This window comes from Pseudomonas sp. VMV1 (assembly GCF_056790235.1).
Map to the genome: position 1 here is coordinate 42,365 of NZ_JBXGSE010000004.1, position 23,733 is coordinate 66,097.

The following is a 23,733-nucleotide window of genomic DNA, read 5'->3' on the forward strand; positions in this document are numbered from 1 at the left end:
GGTCGAGGCTGTTGACGCCTTTTGTCCGGCAAGATTCATTTGCCCAGGCTATGACACCCATTGTCCGACGTCTCGTCGCTGCTGGTTGTCGCCACCGCGCGCCCATAGGACAATGTCCGGCTTTCCTATCCGTTCGACTGCTTGCGTCCATGGCCTTTCTCGCGCTCGGCATCAATCACAAGACCGCCTCGGTTGAGGTGCGCGAACGTGTGGCTTTCACTCCGGAGCAGACGGTCGAAGCCCTGCGCCAGCTGGAGCAGGCCACCCACAGTCGCGAAGCGGCGATTCTCTCCACCTGCAATCGCAGCGAACTCTATCTGGAGCTGGAGCCCAGTCTGGCGGAGGCCGTGCTGGCCTGGCTCGCCCAGTACCACCGGGTCCCCCTGGAAGATTTGCGCGCCAGCATCTATCTGCACCAGGACGAGGCCGCGGTACGGCACATGATGCGCGTGGCCGCGGGGCTGGACTCCATGGTACTGGGCGAACCGCAGATACTTGGTCAGCTCAAGTCGGCCTATGCCGTGGCGCGCGAGGCCGGTACCGTCGGTCCGCTGCTGGGGCGCCTGTTCCAGGCCACCTTCAACACCGCCAAGGCGGTACGCACCGACACCGCGATCGGTGAGAACCCGGTGTCGGTGGCCTTTGCCGCGGTCAGCCTGGCCAAGCAGATCTTCAGCGACCTCAGCCGCAGCCAGGCCCTGCTGATCGGCGCCGGCGAGACCATCACCCTGGTCGCCCGTCACCTCCATGAACAGGGCGTGCGGCGTATCGTCGTTGCCAACCGAACCCTGGAGCGCGCCAGCCATCTGGCGGAAGAATTCGGCGCCCATACCGTGCTCTTGGCCGACATTCCCGACGAACTGGTCAACAGCGACATCGTCATCAGCTCCACTGCCAGCCAGTTGCCGATCCTCGGCAAGGGCGCGGTGGAGCGGGCGCTCAAGCAGCGTCGCCACAAGCCCATCTTCATGGTCGATATCGCCGTGCCGCGCGACATCGAGCCGGAGGTGAGCGAGCTGGAAGACGTCTACCTCTATACGGTGGACGACCTCCACGAGGTGGTGGCGGAAAATCTCAAGAGTCGCCAGGGCGCCGCCCAGGCGGCCGAGAAGCTGGTGCTGGCCGGGGTCGAGGACTTCATGCAGCGGCTGCGCGAGCGCGCCGCGGTGGACGTGGTCCGCGCCTATCGCCAGCAGGGCGAGCAGATCCGTGATGACGAGCTGGCCCGCGCCCAGCGCCAGCTGGCCAATGGCGCCGATCCCCAGGAAGCCCTGGCGGCCCTGGCCCGCAGTCTCACCAACAAGCTGATGCACGCACCGAGCGTGCAGCTCAAGAAATTATCCGCCGAGGGGCGCGTCGACGCGCTGACCCTGGCTCAGGAACTCTTCGCCCTCGACGAGGGTTTGGACAAGACATGAAGACCTCTCTGTTGCACAAGCTCGACGGTCTGCAGGACCGCTTCGAGGAGCTGACCGCGCTGTTGGGCGACGCCGAAGTCATCAGCGACCAGACCCAGTTCCGTGCCTATTCCAAGGAATACGCCGAACTCGAGCCGGTCAGCCAGGCGTTCATCGAATACCGCAAGGTGCAGGGCGACCTGGAGGGCGCCCAGGCGCTGCTCAAGGACAATGATCCGGATCTGCGCGAGATGGCCGAGGAAGAGGTGACCAGCGCCAAGGCGCGGTTGCAGGAACTGGAAGACGAGCTGCAGCGCATGATGCTGCCGCGGGATCCCAACGACGGCCGCAACGTCTTCCTGGAAATCCGTGCCGGTACCGGTGGCGACGAGGCGGCGATCTTTGCCGGTGATCTGTTCCGCATGTATTCGCGCTATGCCGAGCGCCAGGGCTGGCGCCTCGAAGTGCTCTCGGAGAACGAGGGCGAGCACGGCGGCTTCAAGGAAGTCATCGCCCGGGTCGAAGGCGACAGCGTCTACGCCAAGCTCAAGTTCGAATCCGGTGCGCACCGGGTGCAGCGGGTACCGGAGACCGAGTCCCAAGGCCGCATCCACACCTCGGCCTGCACCGTGGCGGTGCTGCCCGAGCCCGACGAGCAGCAGGCCATCGAGATCAATCCGGCCGACCTGCGGGTCGACACCTATCGCTCCTCCGGCGCGGGCGGTCAGCACGTCAACAAGACCGACTCGGCCGTGCGCATCACCCACCTGCCCACCGGCATCGTGGTGGAATGCCAGGAAGAGCGCTCGCAGCACAAGAACCGCGCCAAGGCCATGGCCTGGCTGTCGGCCAAGCTCAACGACCAGCAGGATGCGGCGGCGCACAAGGAAATGTCCGACACCCGCCGGCTGCTGGTGGGGTCGGGTGACAGATCCGAGCGCATTCGCACCTACAACTTTCCCCAGGGCCGGGTGACCGATCACCGCATCAACCTGACCCTCTATTCCCTGGGCGAGGTGGTCAACGGTGATGTCCAGCAGGTCATAGATCCGCTGTTGCAGGAATACCAGGCCGACCAGCTGGCCGCACTGGGGGACTGACCCATGGCTACCATCGGCGCCCTGTTGCGCGAAAGCCAGCTACCGGACTCCCCCAGCGCCCGCCTCGACGTGGAGCTGCTGCTGGCCGCCGCCCTGGACAAGCCGCGCAGCTACCTGCGCACCTGGCCGGAAAAGCTGGTGCCGCGCGAGGCCCTGGCGCGCTTTCGGACCGACCTCGAGCGGCGCCAGCAAGGTGAGCCGGTGGCTTACATCCTTGGCCAGCAGGGCTTCTGGTCGCTGGATCTGGAAGTGAGCGCCGACACCCTGATTCCCCGGCCCGACACCGAGGTGCTGGTGGAGACCGCCCTGGCACTGCCACTGGCCGACGAGGTGCGGGTGCTGGATCTGGGCACCGGTACCGGCGCCATCGCCCTGGCCCTGGCTCATGAGCGGCCGCGCTGGCAGGTCAGCGGCGTGGATCGCATCCCGGCGGCGGTGGCCCTGGCCCAGCGCAATGCCGAGCGCCTGCGCCTGGGCAATGTCACCTTTCAGCAAAGTCACTGGTTCGTCGCCCTGAACGGGCAGCGCTTCGAGCTGATCGTCAGCAACCCCCCCTATATCGCCGGCAGCGATCGCCATCTGGAGGAGGGCGATGTGCGCTTCGAGCCGCGCAGCGCCCTGGTCGCCGGCGCCGATGGCCTGGACGATATCCGCGAGCTGATTGCGGCAGCGCCCGACCACCTGCATGCCGGTGGCTGGCTGTGGCTGGAACACGGTTTCGAGCAGGCCGGCGCGGTGCGGGAATTGCTGGCCCGCCAGGGCTTCACCGAGGTCGAGAGCCGCCATGATCTGGGCGGCCACGAGCGTATCAGCGGAGGCCGCTGGCCATGCTGAGCGATGGCGAACTGCTGCGTTACAGCCGGCAGATTCTGCTGGCCCAGGTCGATATCGCCGGACAATTGCGGCTGAAAGAAGCCAAGGTGCTCATCGTCGGCCTTGGCGGCCTGGGATCGCCGGTGGCGCTCTATCTGGCGGCAGCCGGCGTTGGTGAATTGCATCTGGCCGACTTTGATCGGGTCGACCTGAGCAATCTGCAACGCCAGGTACTGCACGATGAAACCCTGATCGGCCAGACCAAGGTGGATTCCGCGCTGCAGCGGCTGACGGCGCTCAATCCCGAGGTGCGCCTGGTGCCGCTGCGCGAGGCGCTGGACGCCGACAGCCTGGCGGCTCGAATCGCGGCGGTGGATCTGGTGCTGGACTGCTCGGACAACTTCACCACCCGAGCGGCGGTGAATGCTGCCTGCGTGGCCACGGGGCGTCCGCTGGTCAGCGGCGCGGCCATTCGCCTGGAAGGCCAACTCAGTGTCTTCGATCCACGCCGCGCTGACAGTCCCTGCTACCACTGCCTCTATGGCGAGGGCAGCGAAGCCGAACTCAGTTGCAGCGAGGCCGGGGTGCTCGGGCCCGTGGTAGGGCTGGTCGGCAGTCTGCAGGCGCTCGAAGCGCTCAAGCTGCTGGCCGGCTTCGGCGAACCCCTGATCGGTCGCCTGCTGCTGGTGGACGCGGCGGGCAGTCGCTTCCGTGAATTGCGGGTCAAGCGCGATCCGGGTTGCCCGGTGTGCGGCGCCCGTCATGGCTGACGAGGCACCGGTCGGGGTCTTCGACTCGGGCGTCGGTGGCCTGTCGGTGCTGGCGGAGATCAGGCGGCTATTGCCGGCGGAAACCCTGCATTACGTCGCCGATTGCGGCCATATCCCCTATGGCGAAAAGACTCCGGCCTTTATCCGTGAGCGCTGCCAGCTGATTGCGGCGCGACTGTATGAACAAGGGGCCAAGGCGCTGGTGGTGGCCTGCAATACCGCTACCGTGGCGGCGGTCGCCGATCTGCGCGAGCGCTATCCCCGGTGGCCCATCGTCGGCATGGAGCCGGCGGTAAAGCCCGCCGCGGCGGCCACCCGCAATGGTCGGGTCGGCGTCCTGGCGACCACGGGAACGTTGCAGAGCGCCAAGTTCGCCGCCTTGCTGGACAGATTCGCCCTGGGCATTCAGGTCCTGACCCAGCCCTGTCCGGGGCTGGTGGAGCAAGTCGAGCGTGGCGATCTGCTGGGCCCCGAGACCCGAAGGTTGCTGCAGGGTTTTCTCGAACCGCTGCTGGCGGCGGAGTGCGACACCCTGATCCTGGGCTGCACCCACTATCCCTTCCTGCGGCCCCTGCTGGCCGAGCTGGTGCCGCCAGAGGTCATCCTGGTGGACACCGGTGCCGCCGTGGCGCGCCGTCTGCAAAGTCTCCTTCTGCTGGAGGGGCGTCTGGCAAGCGGGCCGGCCGGGCCGACGCGCCTCTGGACTTCGGGCAGCCCCGCCGAGCTGAGGGCGGTGCTACCGCCGCTGTGGCCGGAAGGGGCCGTGGTACAGGCGTTCGTCTGACGTTTCCACATCCTTTTCACTCGCCAAAGCCCTGTTCAGCGACTAGCATTCAGCCCTGTAGGTAAAAAGTCGAAGCCTGTGAACCCCTTCACGACTTCGGGGTCAATGCTGGCGGTTAGAAAAAACTAGAAACATTCACAAGGGCACTCTTATGAACAAATTGCTTTCCTTCGCAGTAGCCACCGCGCTTTCGCTGGGTGGAGTGGCGTCGGTGCAGGCCGTGGAGCTCACTGGTGCGGTCGGGGCAACCAGCCAGAACGGCATGACCTATCGCATCGGGGCCGGCTGGAACTGGGACAAGAGCTGGTGGGAAAGCTCCACTGGCCGCCTGACCGGTTATTGGGACGCCGGTTACACCTACTGGGAAGGCGACAATGGCCGTTCTTCAGATCAGCATTCGCTGTCCTTCGCCCCGGTATTCGTCTACGAGTTCGGCCAGGGTCATGTGAAGCCCTTCGTCGAGGCCGGTATCGGCGTCGCCGTATTCTCCAGCACCAAGGTCGGCGAGCAGGACCTGGGGTCGGCCTTCAACTTCGAAGACCGCATCGGCCTGGGTCTGAAGATCGGCGATACCCAGCGCGTCGGTATCCGTGCGACTCACTATTCCAACGCCGGCATCAAGCAGCCCAACGATGGCATCGAGTCCTACGCGCTGTTCTACAGCCACACGCTCTGATTCCGAGCTGGTATGAAAAAAGCCGGACCTAGTCCGGCTTTTTCGTTTCCGCCTTGCGCGCCATGCCGCGGTAGGTGGCTAGCGCCCGTTGGCGGCTTTCGCCCAGATCCACCAGCGGTGGCAGATAGTGCTCCCCCGGGGTGTGCACGGCCTTGCCCCTCAGCCCGGCCAGCTCTGGCACCCAGGTGCGCACATAATCACCGCGTGTATCGATCTTCATGGCCTGGGTATGGGGATTGAACACCCGGAAGTAGGGCACCGAATCGGTACCCGTCGAGGCGCTCCACTGCCAGCCGCCATTGTTGGAGGCCAGGTCGCCGTCGATGAGATGACGCATGAACCAGCGCTCGCCCTCGCGCCAGTCGATCAGCAGATTCTTGCAGAGGAACATGGCGGTCAGCATGCGCAGGCGATTGTGCATCCAGCCCGTCTGCAGCAACTGACGCATGGCCGCATCGATGAGGGGAATGCCGGTGCGCCCCTGTTGCCAGGCGGCGAGGCCTTCGGGGTCATCACGCCAGGGCAGGGCGGCGAGGTCCCGATTGAAGGGTTGGTTGCGCGAAACCCAAGGATAGCCCACCAGGACATGGCGATAGAATTCGCGCCACAACAATTCGGTGATCCAGGTAGCCGCGCCCTGGCGACCGCCACTGAGCAGGCCGTCGTTGGCGTTGACCGCGGCCTGCAGGCACTGCCGTGGCGTCAGCACTCCTGCATTCAGATAGGCCGACAGCTGACTGGTACCCGGTTCGAACGGGATGTCCCGGGCCTGGTGATAGTCCTCCAGATCGTCCCGGATGAAGGCCTCCAGCCGCTGGAGCGCCGCCTCTTCACCCGCCGGCCACAGCTGTCGCACCTCGGGCGATGTCTCGGCGAAGCCGTCGACCCCGGTGGGCAGCTCATCCGCCTGAATGGTGGCGGCCTGCTGCCGGTCCGGCGCCGGCAGGGGCATCGGCAAGCCCGTTTCCAGGCGCGCAAGGCACGTCTTCCTGAATTGCCCGAAGACCTTGAAATAGCCACCGCTCTTGGTCAATACCGTACCGGGGGCGAACAGGGTCTGGTCCAGATAGCGGTGGGCAGTAAGGCCCGCCTCCTCGAACGCCTCAGCCACGGCGTCATCCCGGGCGGCTTCGTTCACCCCGTATTCGTCATTGAAATGCAGGTGTTCGAGACCCTGTTCCCTGGCCAGGTCGAGCAGCACCTGGGGCGCTTGCTCCCAGCGCTCCGCACGCCGGATCAGCAGAGGGATGCCCAGTGTCTTGAGCGTCTCGCGCAGCTTGGCGAGGTTGCGCAACCAGAAGTCGACCTTGACCGCGGCCTCGTCATGTTGCCGCCACTGGGCAGGACTCAGCAGAAAGACGGCGACGACCTGTCCCTGTTCAGCGGCAGCATGCAGGGCGGGATGATCATGGGTACGCAGGTCGGTACGAAACCAGACGAGCTGGCTCATGCATAGCGTTCCTGACGCAACAAGCCGGCACTCTGCAGGCGATCGAAGGCCTCACCCGGACCGCGTGCCGGTGCGGCATCGGCGGTAAGGGATTCACCCAGCGCGCCCAGGGTCAGGCAGGGACGGGCGTGGCGATTGGCAAAGGCCTGCAGCTGACGACGCAGCTCGCTGTCGGGGCGACTGTCGCGGCAAAGCACCAGTGCCCTGGGATCGAGCCGTTCGACCAGGCGATCCAGGTTGCTGACGGGAAGCGACCACTCGATGAGTTCGACGGGGCAGTCCGCTGCGCTGATCAGCCAGGCACAGAGCCAGAGCGAGACGTTCATCGGCGTATCGTCGAGATTGAGCAACACCAGCGGCGCCCCTCGCAGGTTGTGCTGGCTGTGATAGATCCGCGCACCCAGCTTGCTGCGCAGCCAGGATTGGAAGAACACCTGCTGCAGACGGCCATCATCGGTGGCCTGGCTGAGTCGCTCCAGCTCGCGCACCAGGGGCGATAGCAACTGGTCCAGCAGTACCCGAGGTGGATAGAGGGAAGCCGCGCGATTGTAGGCTTCGTCCAGGGCGCGCGAGGCGAGCCGGCCAGTGGCGTCCATCATCTCCTGGTGGATGCCCTGCCAGGGCGTGTCGCTGGGCACCACCGCCGGCCGCTGCTCATCGAGCAGGCCCTTGACCTGGCTGACCGCTACACCTCGGGCGATCCAGGCCAGGATCTGCTGCACCCGGACCACGTGGGCCTCGCTGTACAGCCGATGCCCCTTGGGTGTGCGCTTGGGGACCAGCAGGCCGTAACGCCGCTCCCAGGCTCTCAGGGTCACGGCGTTGACCCCGGTCCGTCGGGCAATTTCCCGGATGGGCAGCCAGCCCTCGTGCAAGGCCGATTGATAGTCCTGCTCTTCATCGCGTGGCGGTGAAGGCAAGGGGGTGGCGCTAGATGGCATTTCGCAGACTCAGACGTTCAGGGTGGGGTTGTAGATAGGCCTGCTCGTTCACATAACGATCCGGATGCTGGCGGAAGTGGTGCTTGAGCAAGGTCAGGGGCACCACCAGGGGGACGATGCCCTCATGGTATTGCTCGATCAGCTGCTGCATCTCCTGCTTCTCGCTGTCGCTCAGTGCGCGGCGCAGGTAACCGAAGAGATGGTAGAGCACATTGCAGTGGGTACCGCGGGTGGCACACTTCTTCAGTGCAGCCATCAGGCCGCTGAAATACTCCTGGCCCAATTCATCGAGATTACGCTGGCCGATGCTGCCCACCAGTTGCCCAAGGGCTCGTGCGCGATGAGCGTCATGGGCCATGAGCTGGTACTTGTAGCGCGAATGATAGGACAGCAGGGCCCGTGCCGTCAGACCCTGTTGCACCAGCTGCAGCCAGTGGGCATGGGCGAAGACCCGGGTGACGAAGTTTTCCCGCAGGACCGGATCGTTCAGGCGACCCGCCTCTTCGACTGGCAGGTCCGGTCGTAGACGCATGATGGCGGCGGCGAACAGGCCACGGCCGTCGGTTTCGCTGCCCTGGCCATTGGCGTGATAGACCTTGACCCGCTCCATGCCGCAAGAGGGTGACTTTTGCATGAAGATGAAGCCGGACAGGTCAGCGAGTTCGCCCGCCATCTTTTCGCCATAGGCAGTAAGGGCGGCGGTCACGTCCAGGCTCGGATCGAGCGTGCCCACGGCGCGTGGCGCCTGGGAGTCGCCGACCAGACGGATGGGTTCGCGCGGGGTGCCGAGGCCGATGGCCATCTCCGGGCAGACCCGGACGAAATCGAAGTGCTCGGCGAAGGTCTGGCTACAGAGCCGGGATTCCTTGTGTCCACCGTTGTAGCGGACTTCGTCACCCAGCAGGCAGGCACTGATACCCAGGCGCGGACGGGGCAGGCTGGAGGGAGAGGTATAAGGCATGGAGATCCCCTGTCGTGTATTTTCTTGTACAAGGTTTTTCTGTTTGTACAAGTTTCGTGCAACTTTCGACAGGGGCCTACACCAAAAGATTCGCCGCAGGTTACAAACGGCGTGCGCTTCGTCGCTTAATCCAAACTGCCCAGGAGTTGCTGCGCTGCCTCATGACCACTCAACCAGGCTCCTTCCACCCGACCGCTGGAGCACCAGTCGCCACAGACGAAGACGCCCATGTCGGGATCGGCCAAGGCGCCCCACTGGTGCGGCTGCGCCGGTCGGGCATAGAGCCAGCGATGCGCCAGGGTAAAGCTGGGGGCCGGCAGCGGGCAGCCGATCAGCTCGGCGAAGGCGCCATGCAGGCGTTCGATCACCTCCTCCTTGGAGGCATCGAGGTGCGCCTTGCTCCAGGCGCTGGTGGCGTGCAGCACCCAGGTGTCCAGGGTGGTGTCGCGCTCGGGCTTGCAGCGATTGCGTGCCAGCCAGTCCAGTTCGCTACCCTGCACGAAGCAGCCTTCCACCGGCGTCTGCAACGGCGTGGCGAAGGCCAGGGCCACCGACCAGGTCGGCTCCATGCTCACCCCCGCCACGGTCGCCGCCAGCTTGGGCACGCTGGACAGCAGGGCAGTGGCCTGGGGCGCCGGCATGGCGATGACGACCTGGGCGAAGGGACCGTGGGTCTCGCCGCTGGCATCCAGCAGGTGCCAGTGCTGGGCACCGCGAAAGACCTCGGTGATGCGGCAGTCGAAGCTGACTGGCAGATCGGCCAGCAGGTGACGGGTGATGGCGCTCATGCGCGGTACCCCGACCCAGCGGGGTTGTTCGTCCTGGGACGGACTCAGACGCCCTTCGCGGTACTGGTAGAGCACCGGATTCCATTCGGCCGCGCAGCCGGCCCGCCGCCACTCGTTGAGGGCGTCGATGAAGCGGCGGTCGCGTGCGGTGAAATACTGGGCACCCAGGTCGAGGGCGCCGGCCTCGCTTCTCTTGCTGGCCATGCGGCCGCCGCTGCCGCGGCTCTTGTCGAAGATCTGGACCTGCTGCCCGGCGCGAATCAGCGTTTGAGCAGCGGCAAGTCCGGCTATTCCTGCGCCAACGATGGCGATAGGGGCAGTCATGATGGACCTCGCTTGTCTGACGATGCGCCCTTGTCGAACGTTTGCGCGTGCAAGGGCTCTACGGCTACGACTGGCAACCGTTCTGGATCTTTCGACCCACGACCATACCAAACAATCCTCTTCCCTTCGTTCAGATGCATACGGGCGGCAGGGCAATACGAGAAGGAAGTGACGACATGCATATCCTGCTGACAGGTGGCACCGGACTGATCGGCCGCGCGCTGTGCCGCCAATGGGCCGCCGCCGGCCACCAGCTGACCGTCCTTAGCCGCGACCCCACCCGCGTGGCGCGCGAATGCGGGCCAGAGGTACGCGGCATCGCTCAACTGGAGGTGCTGGACGGCGAACACCTGGATGCGGTGGTCAACCTGGCCGGAGCGCCCATCGCCGACAAGCCCTGGACCCGTAGTCGCAAGGCCGAACTCTGGCGGAGTCGGATCGACACCACCGAGCGCCTGATCGAATGGCTGCGCGGGCGCAGCCAGAAGCCCAGGGTACTGCTGTCGGGCTCGGCCATCGGCTTCTATGGTGACAGTGGCGAGAAGCCGGTGAGTGAAGCCGACAGCGTGGCCGGCCCCGATTTCGCCGGTGAACTGTGCCTGGCCTGGGAGCAGGTGGCCAACGAGGCCGAGAAGCTGGGTATCCGCGTAGTCAATCTGCGCACCGGGCTGGTACTGGCGGCCGACGACGGCTTCCTGCTGCGGCTGTTGCCGCCGTTCCGCTTCGGGCTCGGCGCGCGCCTGGGCAGCGGACGTCAATGGATGCCCTGGATTCATTTACAGGATCAAATCGGGGCCATCGATTTTCTTCTCAACCGAAGCGATGCCCAAGGTCCTTATAATCTCTGTGCCCCCGAGCCAGTGCGCAACCGGGACTTCACCGAGGCGCTGGGACGGGCCTTGCGGCGCCCGGCGCGATTGCTGATTCCCGCCTTCGCCCTGCGCCTGATGGGAGAGCTGTCCATCCTGCTGCTGGGTGGTCAGCGCGCCCGTCCCGAGCGTCTGCTCGCGGACGGATACGTCTTTCGCTATCCCGAGCTGGACACGGCCCTGGCCGACCTGCTCGCTGCCAAGGATTCACGATGACTGCCAACGCTCTGCTGCTCGCCAACCTGGGTTCGCCCGACTCGCCCCACGTCCCCGACGTGAAGCGCTATCTGAACCAGTTCCTGATGGATCCCTACGTGGTCGATCTGCCCTGGCCACTGCGCCGGCTGCTGGTGTCGCTGGTGCTGATCAAGCGGCCAGCAGCGTCGGCCGAGGCCTATGAGTCGATCTGGTGGGACGACGGCTCGCCATTGATCGTGCTCAGCCGCCGCCTGCAGGAAGCCGTACGACCCCTCTGGCGCCATGGCCCGGTCGAGCTGTGCATGAGATACGGCGAGCCTTCGGTGGAGTCGGTGCTCAAGCGCCTGGCCAGCCAGGGCATCCGCGAGGTGACCTATGCGCCGCTCTATCCGCAATTCGCCGACAGCACCACTACCACCGCCATCGTCGAGGCACGGCGGGTGATCGAAGCCCACCAGCTGCCATTGACGCTGAAGATCCTGCCGCCTTTCTACGATCGCCCGGAATACCAGGCAGCGTTGGCGGCCAGTGTCGAGCCCTATCTCGAGGAGCCCTACGACCACCTGCTGCTGTCCTTCCATGGCCTGCCCGAGCGGCACATCCGCAAGCTGGTCAAGGATCGCACCCATGACCTGCGCGCACCCGACAGCAGCAAGGTCAGCACCAAGGCCCTGGCCGTCTGCTACCGCAGCCAGTGCCAGCGCACCGCCGAATTGGTGGCCAAGCGCCTGGGCATTCCCGACGGCAAGTGGTCGGTGTCCTTCCAGTCGCGGCTGGGCAAGGACAAGTGGATCGAGCCCTATACCGAAGCGCGGCTGGACGAGCTGGCCAAGGCGGGGGTCAAGCGGCTATTGGTGATGTGTCCGGCCTTCGTCGCCGACTGCATCGAAACGCTGGAGGAGATCGGCGATCGCGGCCGCGAACAGTTCATCGAAGCCGGCGGCCGAGAGCTGGTGCTGATTCCCTGCGTCAACGACGACCCGGCCTGGGCGCAGGCGCTGGTGGAACTGTGCGAGGAGGTGGCGGAGCTGCCACCGCAGCGCCTGGAGCAACCGCGGATGCCGGCCTAGACCGGCATCCGCCGCAGGGCCGTCAGAGCAGCGGGCGCTCCGGCGGTTCGGCGTCCTTCTTCCAGGCGTTGTGCCCTGGCAGGACCAGGTTGAGGCCGATGGCGATCAGGCCGCACAGGGAGATGCCCTTGAGGCCGATCTCGCCGTTGCCGAAGACGATGCCGCCGATGCCGAACACCAGGGTCACGGACACGATCACCAGGTTGCGCGCCTCGGACAGATCCACCTGGTGGCGGATCAGGATGTTCAGGCCCACTACCGCGATGGAGCCGAACAGCAGGCAGAGAATGCCGCCCATGACCGGCACCGGAATGGTCTGCAGCGCCGCGCCGAACTTGCCGACGAACGCCAGCACCATGGCGAAGCCCGCCGCCCACAGCATGACCCGCGGATTATGGTTCTTGGTCAGCATCACCGCGCCGGTCACCTCGGCATAGGTGGTGTTGGGCGGACCGCCGAATAGGCCGGCGGAGGAGGTGGCCAGGCCGTCACCCAGCAGGGTGCGGTGCAGGCCGGGTTGCTTGAGGTAGTTCTGGCCGGTTACCCCGCCCACCGCGATCACCCCGCCGACGTGCTCGATGGCCGGCGCCAGGGCGACCGGGACCATGAACAGGATGGCACCCCAGTGGAATTCCGGCGCGACGAAGGCCGGGATCGCCAGCCAGGGCGCGGCGCCTATCCCCTCGGTATGGACGATGCCGAAGACGAAGGCCAGCGCATAGCCGACAAAGACGCCGGCGAGGATGGGCACCAGGCGGAACATGCCCTTGCCGTAGATGGCCACCAGCAGCGTGGTGACCAGCGCCGGCATGGAGATCATCATCGCCGTGGCATAGGGCACCAGCTGGGCACTGCCGTCACCGGCCTTGCCCATGGCCATGTTGGCTGCCACCGGCGACAGGCCCAGGCCGATGGAGATGATCACCGGGGCTATCACCACCGGCGGCAGCAGGCGATCGATGAAGCCCACGCCACGCACCTTCACCGCCAGGCCCAGGAAGGTGTAGACGAAGCCCGCCGCCACTACCCCACCCAGTACCGCCGGCAAGCCGAATTCAGCCTTGGCGGCGATGATCGGGGCGATGAAGGCGAAGCTCGACGCCAGGAACACCGGCACCTGGCGACCGGTGACCAGATGGAACAGCAGGGTGCCGAAGCCTGCGGTGAAGAGGGCGACGTTGGGGTCCATGCCGGTGATCAGCGGCATCAGCACCAGGGCGCCAAAGGCCACGAAGAGCATCTGGGCGCCAACCACGATCTCCCGCCAGAGCGGTTCCCGCGTAGTCACGCTCAGGCGTCCTTCTGCTTGGTGCCGAAGATCTTGTCACCGGCATCGCCCAGGCCCGGAAGGATGTAGCCATGCTCGTTGAGGCGCTCATCGATGGAGGCGGTGTAGAGGCGTACGTCCGGGTGAGCTTCCTCGACCGCGGTGATGCCTTCGGGCGCGGCCACCAGGACCAGGGCGCGAATTTCCTTGGCCCCCGCTTTCTTCAGCAGGTCGATGGTGGCGATCATGGAGCCGCCAGTGGCCAGCATGGGGTCGATGATCATGGCCATCCGCTGGTCCAGTTCACCCACCAGCTTTTCCAGGTAGGTATGGGCCTGCAGGGTGGATTCGTTGCGGGCAAGGCCCACCACGCTGACACGGGCGCTGGGGATCAGGCTGAGCACGCCGTCGAGCATGCCGATGCCGGCGCGCAGGATGGGCACCACGGTGACCTTCTTGCCAGAGATCTTTTCCACCTGCACGGTGCCGCACCAGCCTTCGATGTCCACCGTTTCCACCGGCAGATCCTTGGTCGCTTCATAGGTGAGCAGGGCGCCGACTTCCTGGGCCAACTCGCGGAAGTTCTTGGTGCTGATGTCGGCACGCCGCATCAGGCCGAGCTTGTGACGGATGAGCGGGTGGCGGATTTCGTGGACGGACATGGGATTCTCCAGAGACGGTAGGGCAGCGGATCGCCGTGAAAAGGGATGGCTTCGGTACGATCGGCAGCCCAAAGGCCTGCCGCAGGATAGGGCAGGCGATCGAAAAACCGCGGTACATTAAAGCATCCGGCCCGAGGTGGGCAGTACCCTGCGACAATAGTAGCCGCCTGGCGGCGCTTGAGATCGGTCCGCGGTGTCTGTACCTTTGCCGCCTTTTATCCGCGCCGTTGGTAAAGCAGGCGCCCCGTCCCCCGGAGAAGCCCCATGCCCGCCGATCTCGCCCACATCCGTCAGGTCATGCAGGAAGCCGATTGCCTCTATGACGAAGCCCAGGTCGAGGCAGCCATTGATCGGATCGCCGCGGCGATCACCACCGATCTCGCCGAGCGCAATCCGGTGGTCTTCTGCGTGATGAATGGCGGCCTGATCCTGACCGGCAAGCTGGCCACCCGGCTGAATTTCCCGCTGGAGATGTCCTACCTGCACGCCACCCGCTATCGCAACGAGACCACCGGCGGCGAGCTGTTCTGGAAGGCCAAGCCCGAGGTCTCCTTCATCGATCGCGATGTGCTGATCGTTGACGACATCTTCGACGAGGGCCATACCCTCAAGGCCATCATCGACTTCTGCCGCCACGCCGGTGCTCGCGAGGTCCATACCGCCGTGCTGATCGACAAGACCCACGACCGCAAGGTCAAGGGCCTGGAAGCGACCTATGTCGGCCTGCCTTGCATCGATCGCTACATCTTCGGCTACGGCATGGATTACAAGGGCTACTGGCGCAACGCCCCCGGCATCTATGCCGTGAAGGGGCTGTGACCGCCCGGCTGTTCGGCCAGGACCTGTTCGCCGACCTGCTCCGGCAGGCGGCGAACAGTCCGCGCAGGCGCGCCCATCACAGCCTGCATAGCATGGACGAGCCTTGCCACCGGCTGGTCGTCGGCATGTGCGAGGACAGCTACATCCCGCCCCATCGCCACCTGGACCCGCGCAAGGCCGAGAGTCTGCTGGTGCTGCAGGGTCGGTTGGGACTGCTGACCTTCAGTGAGGACGGGCAGGTACTGCTGCGCCGTGAACTGTCCCAGGCCGCCGGTTGCCCGGGCGTCGATCTCGCCCCTGGGCACTACCATGCGCTGGTCGCCTTGGGCGGCGACTGCCTGTTTTTCGAATGCAAGGCCGGGCCCTTCCTGCCCCTGGGTGAAGGCGAGCGCCCTGCCTGGGCGCCACTGGAAGGCGCGGCGGAAGCCGAGCGCTATCGCGCCTGGATGCGCGCACAATTCGATTGAACCTTCGACCGGTTTCGCGGTATTGCCTTGGTTTTGTCACTGGCGGGCGGGCGAAGGGCAGGGTTAGAATCGGCCCTCCTTTTCTCCAAAGAATCCCCCAGCACAGGTAGCCAAAGGATGCGTAAGGATAAAAAGCAGGTCATCGGTGAAGAGATCAGCGACGAGCAGATCAAGCTGTTCCTTGAGGTCGAGCCGGCGGACGATACCCCCGCGTCTCTGCACAAGCTGGTCAAGGCCTACCGCGGTCTGCGTCCGGACGACTTCGAGCGCTTCGTCGGCTTCTTCGTCGATGCCGGCTACGATCTCGATGCCCGCACGGCCCAGGGCGAAGACTTCATCGAACTGATTCGTAGCCATCGCCAGGCCGAACCCTATATCGACGCCTTGCGCGCCGCTCATGCCTGAGTAGCATCCTAAAAAACAAACCCCGCCAAGGCGGGGTTTGTTTTATCTGGTAGCAGGGCCGCCTGAGCGACCTTGAGCCGATCAGGCTTCGCGGTTGCGTGTCAGCAATGCGGGCTTCTCGCTACGCGGGCGGCTTGGCAGGTCTTCCAGCTGCTCCAGGGTCGGCAGGCGGTCGGCACGCGACGGCTTGTGCACGATCTTCGGCTGCGGCTTGTTCGACGTCCGCTCTTCCGAGGCATAGGCACGCGGCTCGCTCGGCGCGGCGTCATAAGGCCGGGCAGCTCGGGGCTGACCATTCTGACCACGACGCTTGCCGGGCTGCTGTTGTTGCTGGCTGCGAGGACCGCGTGCGGCGCCTTGACCCTGGCCTTGGCGGGGCTGACCTTGGGTACCGGTCGCGGTGGCGGGGCGCGGAGCACCGCCGCCGTTGCCACTGCGCGGGCCCTTGCGGCCCTTACCCTGGTAGGGGCTCACGTAGTCGACGCTATTGCCGAAGTTATCGTAGGCATCGTCCAGGAATTCTTCCGGATCACGATTGCGTGGCTGCTGGGCGACGGCCTGGCCGGGCTGAGCAGCAGCCTTGTCCTGGCCCGCGTCATCGCGATCACGGCGGTTGCGACGATTACGCGTGCGATTCTTGCGTTCGCCCTGGGGTTGGGCACCGGCCTGCTCACCAGTGGCGGGCTTGCCTTGCCCTTGATTCTGGCCCTGGCCTTCGCTGCGCGCCGGCTTGTCGGCCTTCTTCTGGCGATTTTGCTGCGGCTTGCCGCGAGGTTCGCGCGGGGCGCGCACTTCCGGCTGCTCCGGCGGAACGGACTGGGGATCGAAGCCCTGCATGTCACCGTCCGGGATGCTCTGCTTGGTCAGGCGCTCGATGGCCTTGAGCAGCTTCTCCTCGTCCGGCGCCACCAGCGAGATGGCCTCGCCATTGCGTCCGGCCCGGCCGGTACGGCCGATGCGGTGTACATAGTCTTCCTCGACATTGGGCAGCTCGAAGTTGACCACGTGGGGCAACTGATCGATGTCCAGGCCGCGGGCGGCGATGTCGGTGGCGACCAGCACGCGAATGTCGTTGCTCTTGAAGTCGGCCAGGGCCTTGGTGCGGGCGTTCTGGCTCTTGTTGCCATGGATCGGCGCGGCCGGCAGGCCATGCTTGTTCAGGTACTCGGCCAGGCGATTGGCGCCGTGCTTGGTACGGGTGAACACCAGCACCTGTTCCCAGGCGCCGAGGGTGATCAGGTGGGCGAGCAGGGCGCGCTTCTGATTGGCCGGAATGCGGAACAGCCGTTGCTCGATGCGCTCGACGGTGGTGTTCGGCGGGGTGACCTCGATCCGCTCGGGATCCTGCAGCAGCTTGCCGGCGAGGTCGGTGATGTCCTTGGAGAAGGTGGCCGAGAACAGCAGGTTCTGGCGCTTCGCTGGCAGGCGGGCCAGGACCTTCTTCACGTCATGGATAAAGCCCATGTCGAGCATGCGGTCAGCTTCGTCCAGCACCAGGACTTCGACGGCGGACAGGTCGACGCTCTGCTGACCGGCGAGGTCCAGCAGGCGACCCGGGCAGGCCACGAGAACGTCCACACCCTTGGCCAGGGCGGTAACCTGCGGCTTGAGGCCGACGCCACCGAAGACGCAAGCACTGCGCATGGGCAGGTCGCGGGCATAGACCCTGAAGCTTTCGTGGACCTGAGCCGCCAGTTCGCGAGTGGGGGTCAGGACCAGCACCCGCGGCTGCTTGGCGACATAGCCACGGCCATCGGGATGACCATTGGGAAACAGGCGCTCGAGCACCGGCAGCGCGAAGCCGCCGGTCTTGCCGGTACCAGTCTGGGCAGCCACCATCAGATCGCGACCCTGCAGGACGGCCGGGATGGCGCGTTGCTGAACAGGCGTGGGATTCGTATAGCCAGCGTCTTCCACGGCGCGGGCAAGGGCCTCGGAGAGACCGAGGGAAATGAAGGACATGCGGGGTTCCTGTCTCTGTCGGCGTCCCGCCGACGTGGGGGCGCGGTTGCGCTTCCGGTTGACGTCCGAAAGGTTTCAGACGTCTCGCCCACCCTCGTCATCCTGCGCTGGATGAAGAGTCGGGCGATGACCGGTAGCGGTAATCACGATTGGGTGAAGTCGCCGCCAGTTCGCGTGGCCGACTTCAAAAGCCGAGATTTCGCCAGATGGCGATGCAAGGCTCCGCTTGGTTCAGGGTATAGAAGTGCACACCGGGTGCCCCGCCTTCGAGCAGTCGCTCGCAGAGGGCGGTCATGACTTCTTCGCCAAAGGCCTGGATGCTCTGGGTGTCGTCACCGTAGGCTTCCAGTTGCTTCCGCAGCCAGCGAGGCAGTTCAGCGCCACAGGCATCGGAGAAGCGTGCCAACTTGCTGTAGTTGGTGATCGGCATGATGCCAGGGATCACCGGGGATTCGACTCCCAGTTTGCGGACACGTTCCACAAAATGGAAGTAGCAGTCGGCGTTGAAGAAGTACTGGGTGACCGCACGGTCGGCACCAGCCTCCATCTTGTACACGAAATTGCGCACGTCGTCCGTAAAGCTGCGTGCCTGCGGATGGGTTTCCGGATAGGCGGCGACTTCGATATGGAAATGATCGCCGGTTTCCTCACGGATGAAGGCGACCAGGTCACTGGCATAGCGCAGCTCGCCACCCCCGGACAGGCCCATGCCGGAGGGTAGGTCACCGCGCAGGGCGACGATGCGGTTGATGCCGGCTTCACGGTATTGCTGCAGCAGTTCGCGCAGCTTGGCCTTGCTGTCGCCGACGCAGGACAGGTGCGGCGCGGTCGGCACGCCGACCTCGTCGTTGAGCTGGCGCACGGTGCGATAGGTGCCGTCGCGGGTGGACCCGCCGGCGCCATAGGTGCAGGAGAAGAACTCCGGCCCGTAGCCTGCCAGCTGTCGCGCCGTGGCGATCAGCTTCTCATGGCCCGCTTCGGTCTTGCAGGGAAAGAATTCGAAACTCAGACTGGGTTTCACGGCGTCTCTCTCGTGAGCGGCCCCGCCCTTGCGGGCGGGGCTGGCCATCAGTAGCGGTAGCTGTCGGGCTTGAAGGGGCCTTCCTGGGTCACGCCGATGTACTTGGCCTGGGACTCGGTCAGACGGGTGACGACGCCACCGAAGCCCTTCACCATTTCCAGCGCAACCTCTTCGTCCAGCTTCTTGGGCAGGACCATGACGGTGACGTTGGCGGTCTTCTCGGCGACCGGCAGGTCGGCGAACTTCTCCTGGTACAGGTGAATCTGTGCCAGCACCTGGTTGGCGAAGGAGCCGTCCATGATGCGGCTGGGGTGACCGGTGGCGTTACCCAGGTTCACCAGACGGCCTTCGGCCAGCAGGATCAGGTAGTCGTCGTTGGCGGGATCGACGGTCAGGCCGGTGCGGTGGATCTTGTGCACCTGCGGCTTCACCTCTTCCCAGCCCCAGTGCTGGCGCATGAAGGCGGTGTCGATCTCGTTGTCGAAGTGACCGATGTTGCACACCAGGGCGCGCTTCTTCAGGGCCTTGAGCATGTTGGCGTCACAGACGTTGACGTTGCCGGTGGTGGTGACGATCAGGTCGATCTTGCCCAGCAGGGCGCGATCCACGGAGGCTTCGGTGCCGTCGTTCAGGCCGTCGACATAGGGCGAGACCAGCTCGTAGCCGTCCATGCAGGCCTGCATGGCGCAGATTGGGTCGACTTCCGAGACCTTGACGATCATGCCTTCCTGACGCAGCGAGGCCGCCGAGCCCTTGCCCACGTCACCGTAACCGATCACCAGTGCCTGCTTGCCGGACAGCAGGTGGTCGGTGGCGCGCTTGATGGCGTCGTTGAGGCTGTGGCGGCAGCCGTACTTGTTGTCGTTCTTGCTCTTGGTGACCGAGTCGTTGACGTTGATCGCCGGGACCTTGAGGGTACCGTCCTTGAGCATGTCCAGCAGGCGGTGCACGCCGGTGGTGGTCTCTTCGGTGATGCCGTGCACGCGCTCCAGCACCTGCGGGTACTTGTCGTGCAGGATCTGGGTCAGGTCACCGCCGTCGTCCAGCACCATGTTGGCGTCCCAGGGCTGGCCGTCCTTGAGGATGGTCTGCTCGATGCACCACTCGTATTCGGCTTCGGTCTCGCCCTTCCAGGCGAATACCGGGATGCCGGCCGCGGCGATGGCGGCAGCGGCCTGATCCTGGGTGGAGAAGATGTTGCAGCTGGACCAGCGCACTTCGGCGCCCAGGGCCACCAGGGTCTCGATGAGCACGGCGGTCTGGATGGTCATGTGGATGCAGCCGAGAATCTTGGCACCAGCCAGGGGTTGTTCACCGGCGTACTTGCGGCGCAGGCCCATCAGGGCAGGCATCTCGGATTCGGCGATGATGACTTCGCGACGACCCCAGTCGGCCAGGGAGATGTCGGCGACCTTGAAATCGTTAAAAGCGGCAGGCGTGAGGACAGCGCTCATTGAAGAGTCTCCATTCGTTAGGTGCGAATGGGCGCCGTTGATGCGTTCTGACAACGCTCCATTCGAGCCTGACAACGTCTGGCGTCATGCCCGCCGAGGGTCCCGCGCCAGGGGCGGGTCGGCTAGGATGGGATAACGCAGCGTGCTGCAGCGCCCCTCGAACGGAAGGCGGAGCGGCCTGTTGGCCGCGATGCGCGGGCAGTATAACGAGGATCGCGATAAACCCAAAGGGTGGCGCTCTGCCTCATGTCCACCGGAATCTCCCGCCCGCCCCCTGATCTGATGTCCCAACCCCCCTAGACCTTCAAGGAGCCCCGATGAACTTCCATACCCGCAAATGGGTGAAACCCGAGGACCTCAACGCCAATGGCACCCTGTTCGGCGGCAGCCTGCTGAAGTGGATCGACGAAGAGGCGGCGATCTACGCCATCGTGCAGCTGGAAAATCCCAAGGTGGTGACCAAGTACATCTCGGAGATCAACTTCATCAGCGCCTCGCGCCAGGGCGACATCATCGAGCTGGGCATCACCGCCACCGAGTTCGGCCGTACTTCCATCACCCTGAGATGCGAGGTGCGCAACAAGATCACCCGCAAGAGCATCCTCACCATCGACAAGATCGTCTTCGTCAACCTGGACGAGGACGGCAATCCGGCCCCGCACGGCAAGACCGAGATCACCTACGTCAAGGACAGGTTCAAGGATTCGCCTTGAGGCCCGTGCGAGTCACGTCCAGGCGGCGGCGCTCGGCCCAGTAGAGCAGCAGCTCGCGCAGCTGGGAGAGTTCGATGGGCTTGCCCATGTGCCCGTCCATGCCGGCCTCCTGGGCGCGATCCTTGTGCTCGGCGAGGATGTGGGCGGTCAGGGCCACCACCGGGGTACGGGAGCGGTGATTCTGCTGTTCCCAGGCTCGTAGCCGCCGCGTGGCACCGAAGCCGTCCAGCAGCGGCATCTCGCAATCCATCAGGATCAGGTCGTAGGTGTTCTGCTGGAGCTTTTCGAAGGCCTCCAGGCCGTTGCCCACGGTGTCGGGTTCCACCCCGAGCTTCTTGAGCATGCCGCGGATCACCTTGACCGAAATGCTGTTGTCCTCAGCCACCAGGACCCGGAAGTCGCCTGGTATGCCGCTCGGCTGCTCCTGAGGCTCGGGCTCGCTGACCCGCTGGCCGCGGCGCGACAGTTCGTCGGCCAGGGTGGCCCTGAGGGTATAGCCGGCCACGGGCTTGGCCAGCACCCGCTTGATGCCGGCGTTGCGGGCGATGACCTTGCTCGGTGCATTGCTCAGGCCGGTCAGCATGATCAGCAGCAGATCATGGTTGAGGTTCTCGTCTTCGTTGATACGTGCCGCCAGCTGCATGCCGGTCATGCCCGGCATCTGCTGGTCGAGCAGCACCACGTCGAAGTATTCCCGCAGGTGCGACTGGGTACGCAGCAGGGCCAGGGCCTCGCGCCCGGAGGCGGCGGTGACCGCCTGCATGCCCCAGGCGCTGCACTGCTGCTGCAGCACCTTGCGGCAGAGTTCGTTGTCGTCGACCACCAGTACCCGCACGTCCTGCAGCGGGTAGTCGCTGTCGCCGCGCGAGAGCACCAGGGCCTGAGCCGGGACGGGCAGGCTGATCCAGAAGCTGGAGCCGCCCTCGGCGTTGTTCTGGATGCCGAAGTCGCCCTGCATCAGCAGCACCAGCTGGCGGGCGATGATCAAGCCGAAATCCAGGCTCTCGGTGTCGCTGGTGAGGAAGTCGCGGCTGTCGAGGTGGGTGGAGAGCAGCTGCCGGCTCAGGGCGGCATCCAGCGGGGTGCCGCTGTCCTGTACCGAGATGCGCAGCCGCGGCGGCTGGCCGGTGGCCTCCTCCAGCGAGATCACCAGGAGGATCTCCCCCTCTTCGGTGCGCTGGAAGGCGTTTTCCAGGAGGTTGAGCAGGATCTGCCGCAGGCGCGTGGGATCGCCGATGAAGCGTCGCGGCACCTGGGGCTGGATGAAGCTGAGCAGTTCGACCCGGTGCTCTTCGGCGCGCGGCCGGAAGATGTCCAGGCAGTCATCGAGCAGGGCATTGAGGTCGAAGGTGACCTCTTCCAGCTCGATCTGGCCGCTTTCCAGGCGAGTGATGTCGATGATCTCGTTGATCAGGTTGAGCAGTTCGGCACCGGCGCTGTGGATGGTCTGCACATAGTCGCGCTGCTTGGCCGACAGCGCCGTGCCCTGCAACAGCTCGGTCATGCCCAGCACCCCGTTCATGGGCGTGCGAATTTCATGGCTGATGCGCGAGAGGAATTCGGCCTTGCCCTTGAGCTCCGCGTGGTTGGCAGCGCGATCGCGGGTCCGGGTGAAATGCTCCTCGCGCAGGTAGCGGCGGCGTTCTTCCAGGGCCAGGGTGAGCAGGATGCCACTGAACATGCAGCTGCTGATCAAGGCGCGGCCCAGCCAGATGGGCGCGTTGGCATAGCCGGCCAGGACCGGTAGCGCGAGCATGCCGGCGACCGCCAACAGGGCGCAGCTCACCACCAGCAGGCGCGCATAGCGGGCGCCCTGGTGCCTGCGTTCCAGGGCGATGCCCAGGCAAACGAGCAGAGCCAGCCCATTGATCGCCATCAGCCAGTCGCCAATGTAGACATCGCCGGCCACGAAGCGGACCGCGGCGCCTAGGCCCACCAGCACCAGCAGGGTACCAATCAGGCGGCGGCTCCAGAGCGGCAGGCGGCGCCAGCCAAAGAAGGCACCGATCAGGTTCAGGCCGGCGGCGCTGCAGCCCAGGACCGACAGATCGGTCAGCAGCGGCGCCTGGCTCTTGAAGGCGCCGAGCAGGAATTTGCTTAAGCCGAACAGGTTCAGCGCCACGCAGACCAGCATCACCAGCAGCAGAGTCAAAGCACTGGTGGCACGACTGCGGTGGTAGAGCAGTTGCACACCGTTGTACAGCGCCAGCATGGCCAAGCAGCCGAGCAGCACGCCGAACAGCACCAGGCGGTGCGTCACCTCGGCTTCGGCGCTGCTGCTGAGGGTCAGGGAGATGCGCATCGGCTGGGGCGATTCGAATCTCAGGAACAGATCCAGCGGCTGATCGCTCGCCGGAATCGGAAAGACGAAGTCGCGACTGATCTGCTGTGGATTGAGCAGAGGGCGCGACAAACCATCGCGAATCTCGCTGAGCAGCTGGTCGTCGCGGTAAGCGAAGAAATCCAGGTAGCCCACATTGGGCGAGACGATGCGCAGCAGGCGTTGCTGGGTGTCGGGCTGGATGCGGGTGTGCAACCAGAGTGCGCCTGGGCCAGCCGGGCGATGGGTCTTGGCCGCGGTCAGCGGCTTGAAGGCGGAGAGCCGGTCGCGGACCTCGTCGAGGGTGTATTCACCCGTGACGTCTTCGTATTGAGCCCAGCCGGCGTCCGGCGAATTCTCGGCCTGCACGGAGTTGGCCACCAGCAGCAACAGCAGCCAGCCGATCACAAAGCCTATGGCGATCCAGAGCCGGTGCACGAGAGTTCCCTTCGCGGATGCGGACGTCGAGTATAGATCAGCCCGTCACGTCTGTTGACGTAAC

At 65.2% G+C, this 23,733-nt stretch carries 22 protein-coding genes and 1 riboswitch; of the genes, 12 read left to right on the plus strand and 10 right to left on the minus strand.

All coding sequences use genetic code 11. The features are described 5' to 3' along the window. Nucleotides 1-149 precede the first annotated feature (149 nt). The 6 genes from hemA (at nt 150) to ACUCV0_RS14550 (ending at nt 5,540) form a co-directional block, all read left to right on the plus strand. Nucleotides 150-1,418, plus strand: coding sequence for a glutamyl-tRNA reductase (gene hemA / locus ACUCV0_RS14525; protein ID WP_059313449.1), 1,269 nt, complete (start codon nt 150-152; stop codon nt 1,416-1,418). Then, nucleotides 1,415-2,497: a peptide chain release factor 1 gene (prfA, locus tag ACUCV0_RS14530; protein WP_482213001.1), complete on the plus strand. Its 1,083-nt coding sequence runs from the start codon at nt 1,415-1,417 to the stop codon at nt 2,495-2,497. The genes hemA and prfA overlap by 4 nt, the downstream gene beginning before the upstream one ends. A gap of 3 nt (nt 2,498-2,500) precedes the next feature. Further along, nucleotides 2,501-3,331 (plus strand): peptide chain release factor N(5)-glutamine methyltransferase, encoded by an 831-nt coding sequence (gene prmC, locus ACUCV0_RS14535; RefSeq protein WP_482213002.1) that lies wholly within the window; start codon nt 2,501-2,503, stop codon nt 3,329-3,331. Further along, entirely contained in the window at nt 3,325-4,080 is a 756-nt protein-coding gene (locus ACUCV0_RS14540; protein ID WP_059313452.1) for a molybdopterin-synthase adenylyltransferase MoeB, read from the plus strand. Before prmC ends, ACUCV0_RS14540 begins: the two co-directional genes overlap by 7 nt. Further along, nucleotides 4,073-4,864, plus strand: a complete 792-nt coding sequence (murI, locus tag ACUCV0_RS14545; protein ID WP_059313453.1) for a glutamate racemase — start codon at nt 4,073-4,075, stop codon at nt 4,862-4,864. The genes ACUCV0_RS14540 and murI overlap by 8 nt, the downstream gene beginning before the upstream one ends. Before the next feature lie 151 nt (nt 4,865-5,015). Beyond that, entirely contained in the window at nt 5,016-5,540 is a 525-nt protein-coding gene (locus ACUCV0_RS14550; protein ID WP_059313454.1) for an acyloxyacyl hydrolase, read from the plus strand. Nucleotides 5,541-5,568: 28 nt separating this feature from the next. Here ACUCV0_RS14550 and ACUCV0_RS14555 read toward each other — a convergent pair whose 3' ends face one another. The 4 genes from ACUCV0_RS14555 to ACUCV0_RS14570 all read right to left on the minus strand — a co-directional run bounded on the left by ACUCV0_RS14555 (nt 5,569) and on the right by ACUCV0_RS14570 (nt 10,115). Then, nucleotides 5,569-6,990 carry a cryptochrome/photolyase family protein gene (locus ACUCV0_RS14555; RefSeq protein WP_482213003.1) on the minus strand — a complete coding sequence of 474 codons (1,422 nt, stop codon included), beginning with the start codon at nt 6,988-6,990 and terminating at the stop codon, nt 5,569-5,571. Further along, the gene (locus ACUCV0_RS14560; RefSeq protein WP_482213004.1) at nt 6,987-7,910 is read right to left on the minus strand and encodes a MerR family transcriptional regulator; all 924 of its coding nucleotides are present in this window, start codon (nt 7,908-7,910) and stop codon (nt 6,987-6,989) included. The genes ACUCV0_RS14555 and ACUCV0_RS14560 overlap by 4 nt, the downstream gene beginning before the upstream one ends. 10 nt (nt 7,911-7,920) lie before the next feature. Beyond that, complete coding sequence (locus ACUCV0_RS14565) at nt 7,921-8,892, minus strand: YbgA family protein (protein ID WP_271653812.1); 972 nt, start codon at nt 8,890-8,892, stop codon at nt 7,921-7,923. A 125-nt stretch (nt 8,893-9,017) separates the two neighbouring features. Further along, nucleotides 9,018-10,115: an NAD(P)/FAD-dependent oxidoreductase gene (locus ACUCV0_RS14570; RefSeq protein WP_271653813.1), complete on the minus strand. Its 1,098-nt coding sequence runs from the start codon at nt 10,113-10,115 to the stop codon at nt 9,018-9,020. 65 nt (nt 10,116-10,180) lie between these two features. Here ACUCV0_RS14570 and ACUCV0_RS14575 point away from each other — a divergent pair, with 65 nt between their 5' ends. Further along, nucleotides 10,181-11,089 carry a TIGR01777 family oxidoreductase gene (locus ACUCV0_RS14575; RefSeq protein ID WP_454252368.1) on the plus strand — a complete coding sequence of 303 codons (909 nt, stop codon included), beginning with the start codon at nt 10,181-10,183 and terminating at the stop codon, nt 11,087-11,089. Next, complete coding sequence (locus ACUCV0_RS14580; RefSeq protein WP_059313460.1) at nt 11,086-12,141, plus strand: ferrochelatase; 1,056 nt, start codon at nt 11,086-11,088, stop codon at nt 12,139-12,141. Before ACUCV0_RS14575 ends, ACUCV0_RS14580 begins: the two co-directional genes overlap by 4 nt. A 22-nt stretch (nt 12,142-12,163) precedes the next feature. Here the strand turns inward: ACUCV0_RS14580 and ACUCV0_RS14585 are convergent, their stop codons facing one another. After that, nucleotides 12,164-13,429, minus strand: a complete 1,266-nt coding sequence (locus ACUCV0_RS14585) for a uracil-xanthine permease family protein (RefSeq protein ID WP_482213005.1) — start codon at nt 13,427-13,429, stop codon at nt 12,164-12,166. A gap of 2 nt (nt 13,430-13,431) precedes the next feature. Continuing rightward, nucleotides 13,432-14,070, minus strand: coding sequence for a uracil phosphoribosyltransferase (gene upp, locus ACUCV0_RS14590; RefSeq protein ID WP_059313461.1), 639 nt, complete (start codon nt 14,068-14,070; stop codon nt 13,432-13,434). Between the two features lie 264 nt (nt 14,071-14,334). Here upp and ACUCV0_RS14595 point away from each other — a divergent pair, with 264 nt between their 5' ends. From ACUCV0_RS14595 to ACUCV0_RS14605, 3 genes are all read left to right on the plus strand, one after another. Beyond that, nucleotides 14,335-14,889, plus strand: a complete 555-nt coding sequence (locus ACUCV0_RS14595; RefSeq protein ID WP_059313462.1) for a hypoxanthine-guanine phosphoribosyltransferase — start codon at nt 14,335-14,337, stop codon at nt 14,887-14,889. Continuing rightward, entirely contained in the window at nt 14,886-15,356 is a 471-nt protein-coding gene (locus ACUCV0_RS14600; RefSeq protein ID WP_482213006.1) for a WbuC family cupin fold metalloprotein, read from the plus strand. Before ACUCV0_RS14595 ends, ACUCV0_RS14600 begins: the two co-directional genes overlap by 4 nt. Before the next feature lie 117 nt (nt 15,357-15,473). Next, complete coding sequence (locus ACUCV0_RS14605; RefSeq protein WP_059313464.1) at nt 15,474-15,761, plus strand: PA4642 family protein; 288 nt, start codon at nt 15,474-15,476, stop codon at nt 15,759-15,761. Between the two features lie 81 nt (nt 15,762-15,842). On the opposite strand, the gene rhlE2 is transcribed toward ACUCV0_RS14605, so the two are convergent. The 3 genes from rhlE2 to ahcY all read right to left on the minus strand — a co-directional run bounded on the left by rhlE2 (nt 15,843) and on the right by ahcY (nt 20,198). Further along, nucleotides 15,843-17,723, minus strand: a complete 1,881-nt coding sequence (gene rhlE2 / locus ACUCV0_RS14610; RefSeq protein WP_059313465.1) for an RNA helicase RhlE2 — start codon at nt 17,721-17,723, stop codon at nt 15,843-15,845. Between the two features lie 184 nt (nt 17,724-17,907). Next, the gene (gene metF / locus ACUCV0_RS14615; protein WP_059316813.1) at nt 17,908-18,744 is read right to left on the minus strand and encodes a methylenetetrahydrofolate reductase [NAD(P)H]; all 837 of its coding nucleotides are present in this window, start codon (nt 18,742-18,744) and stop codon (nt 17,908-17,910) included. A gap of 47 nt (nt 18,745-18,791) precedes the next feature. Beyond that, a complete protein-coding gene (gene ahcY, locus ACUCV0_RS14620; protein ID WP_059313466.1) occupies nt 18,792-20,198 on the minus strand; it encodes an adenosylhomocysteinase in 1,407 nt (468 codons plus the stop codon). A gap of 22 nt (nt 20,199-20,220) precedes the next feature. Then, a riboswitch (S-adenosyl-L-homocysteine riboswitch) is annotated at nt 20,221-20,363 on the minus strand. 152 nt (nt 20,364-20,515) lie between these two features. On the opposite strand from ahcY, the gene ACUCV0_RS14625 reads away from it, so the two are divergent. Continuing rightward, entirely contained in the window at nt 20,516-20,911 is a 396-nt protein-coding gene (locus ACUCV0_RS14625) for an acyl-CoA thioesterase (protein WP_059313467.1), read from the plus strand. On the opposite strand, the gene ACUCV0_RS14630 is transcribed toward ACUCV0_RS14625, so the two are convergent. Next, a complete protein-coding gene (locus ACUCV0_RS14630; protein WP_482213007.1) occupies nt 20,895-23,669 on the minus strand; it encodes a hybrid sensor histidine kinase/response regulator in 2,775 nt (924 codons plus the stop codon). The genes ACUCV0_RS14625 and ACUCV0_RS14630 overlap by 17 nt on opposite strands. Nucleotides 23,670-23,733: the final 64 nt, after the last annotated feature.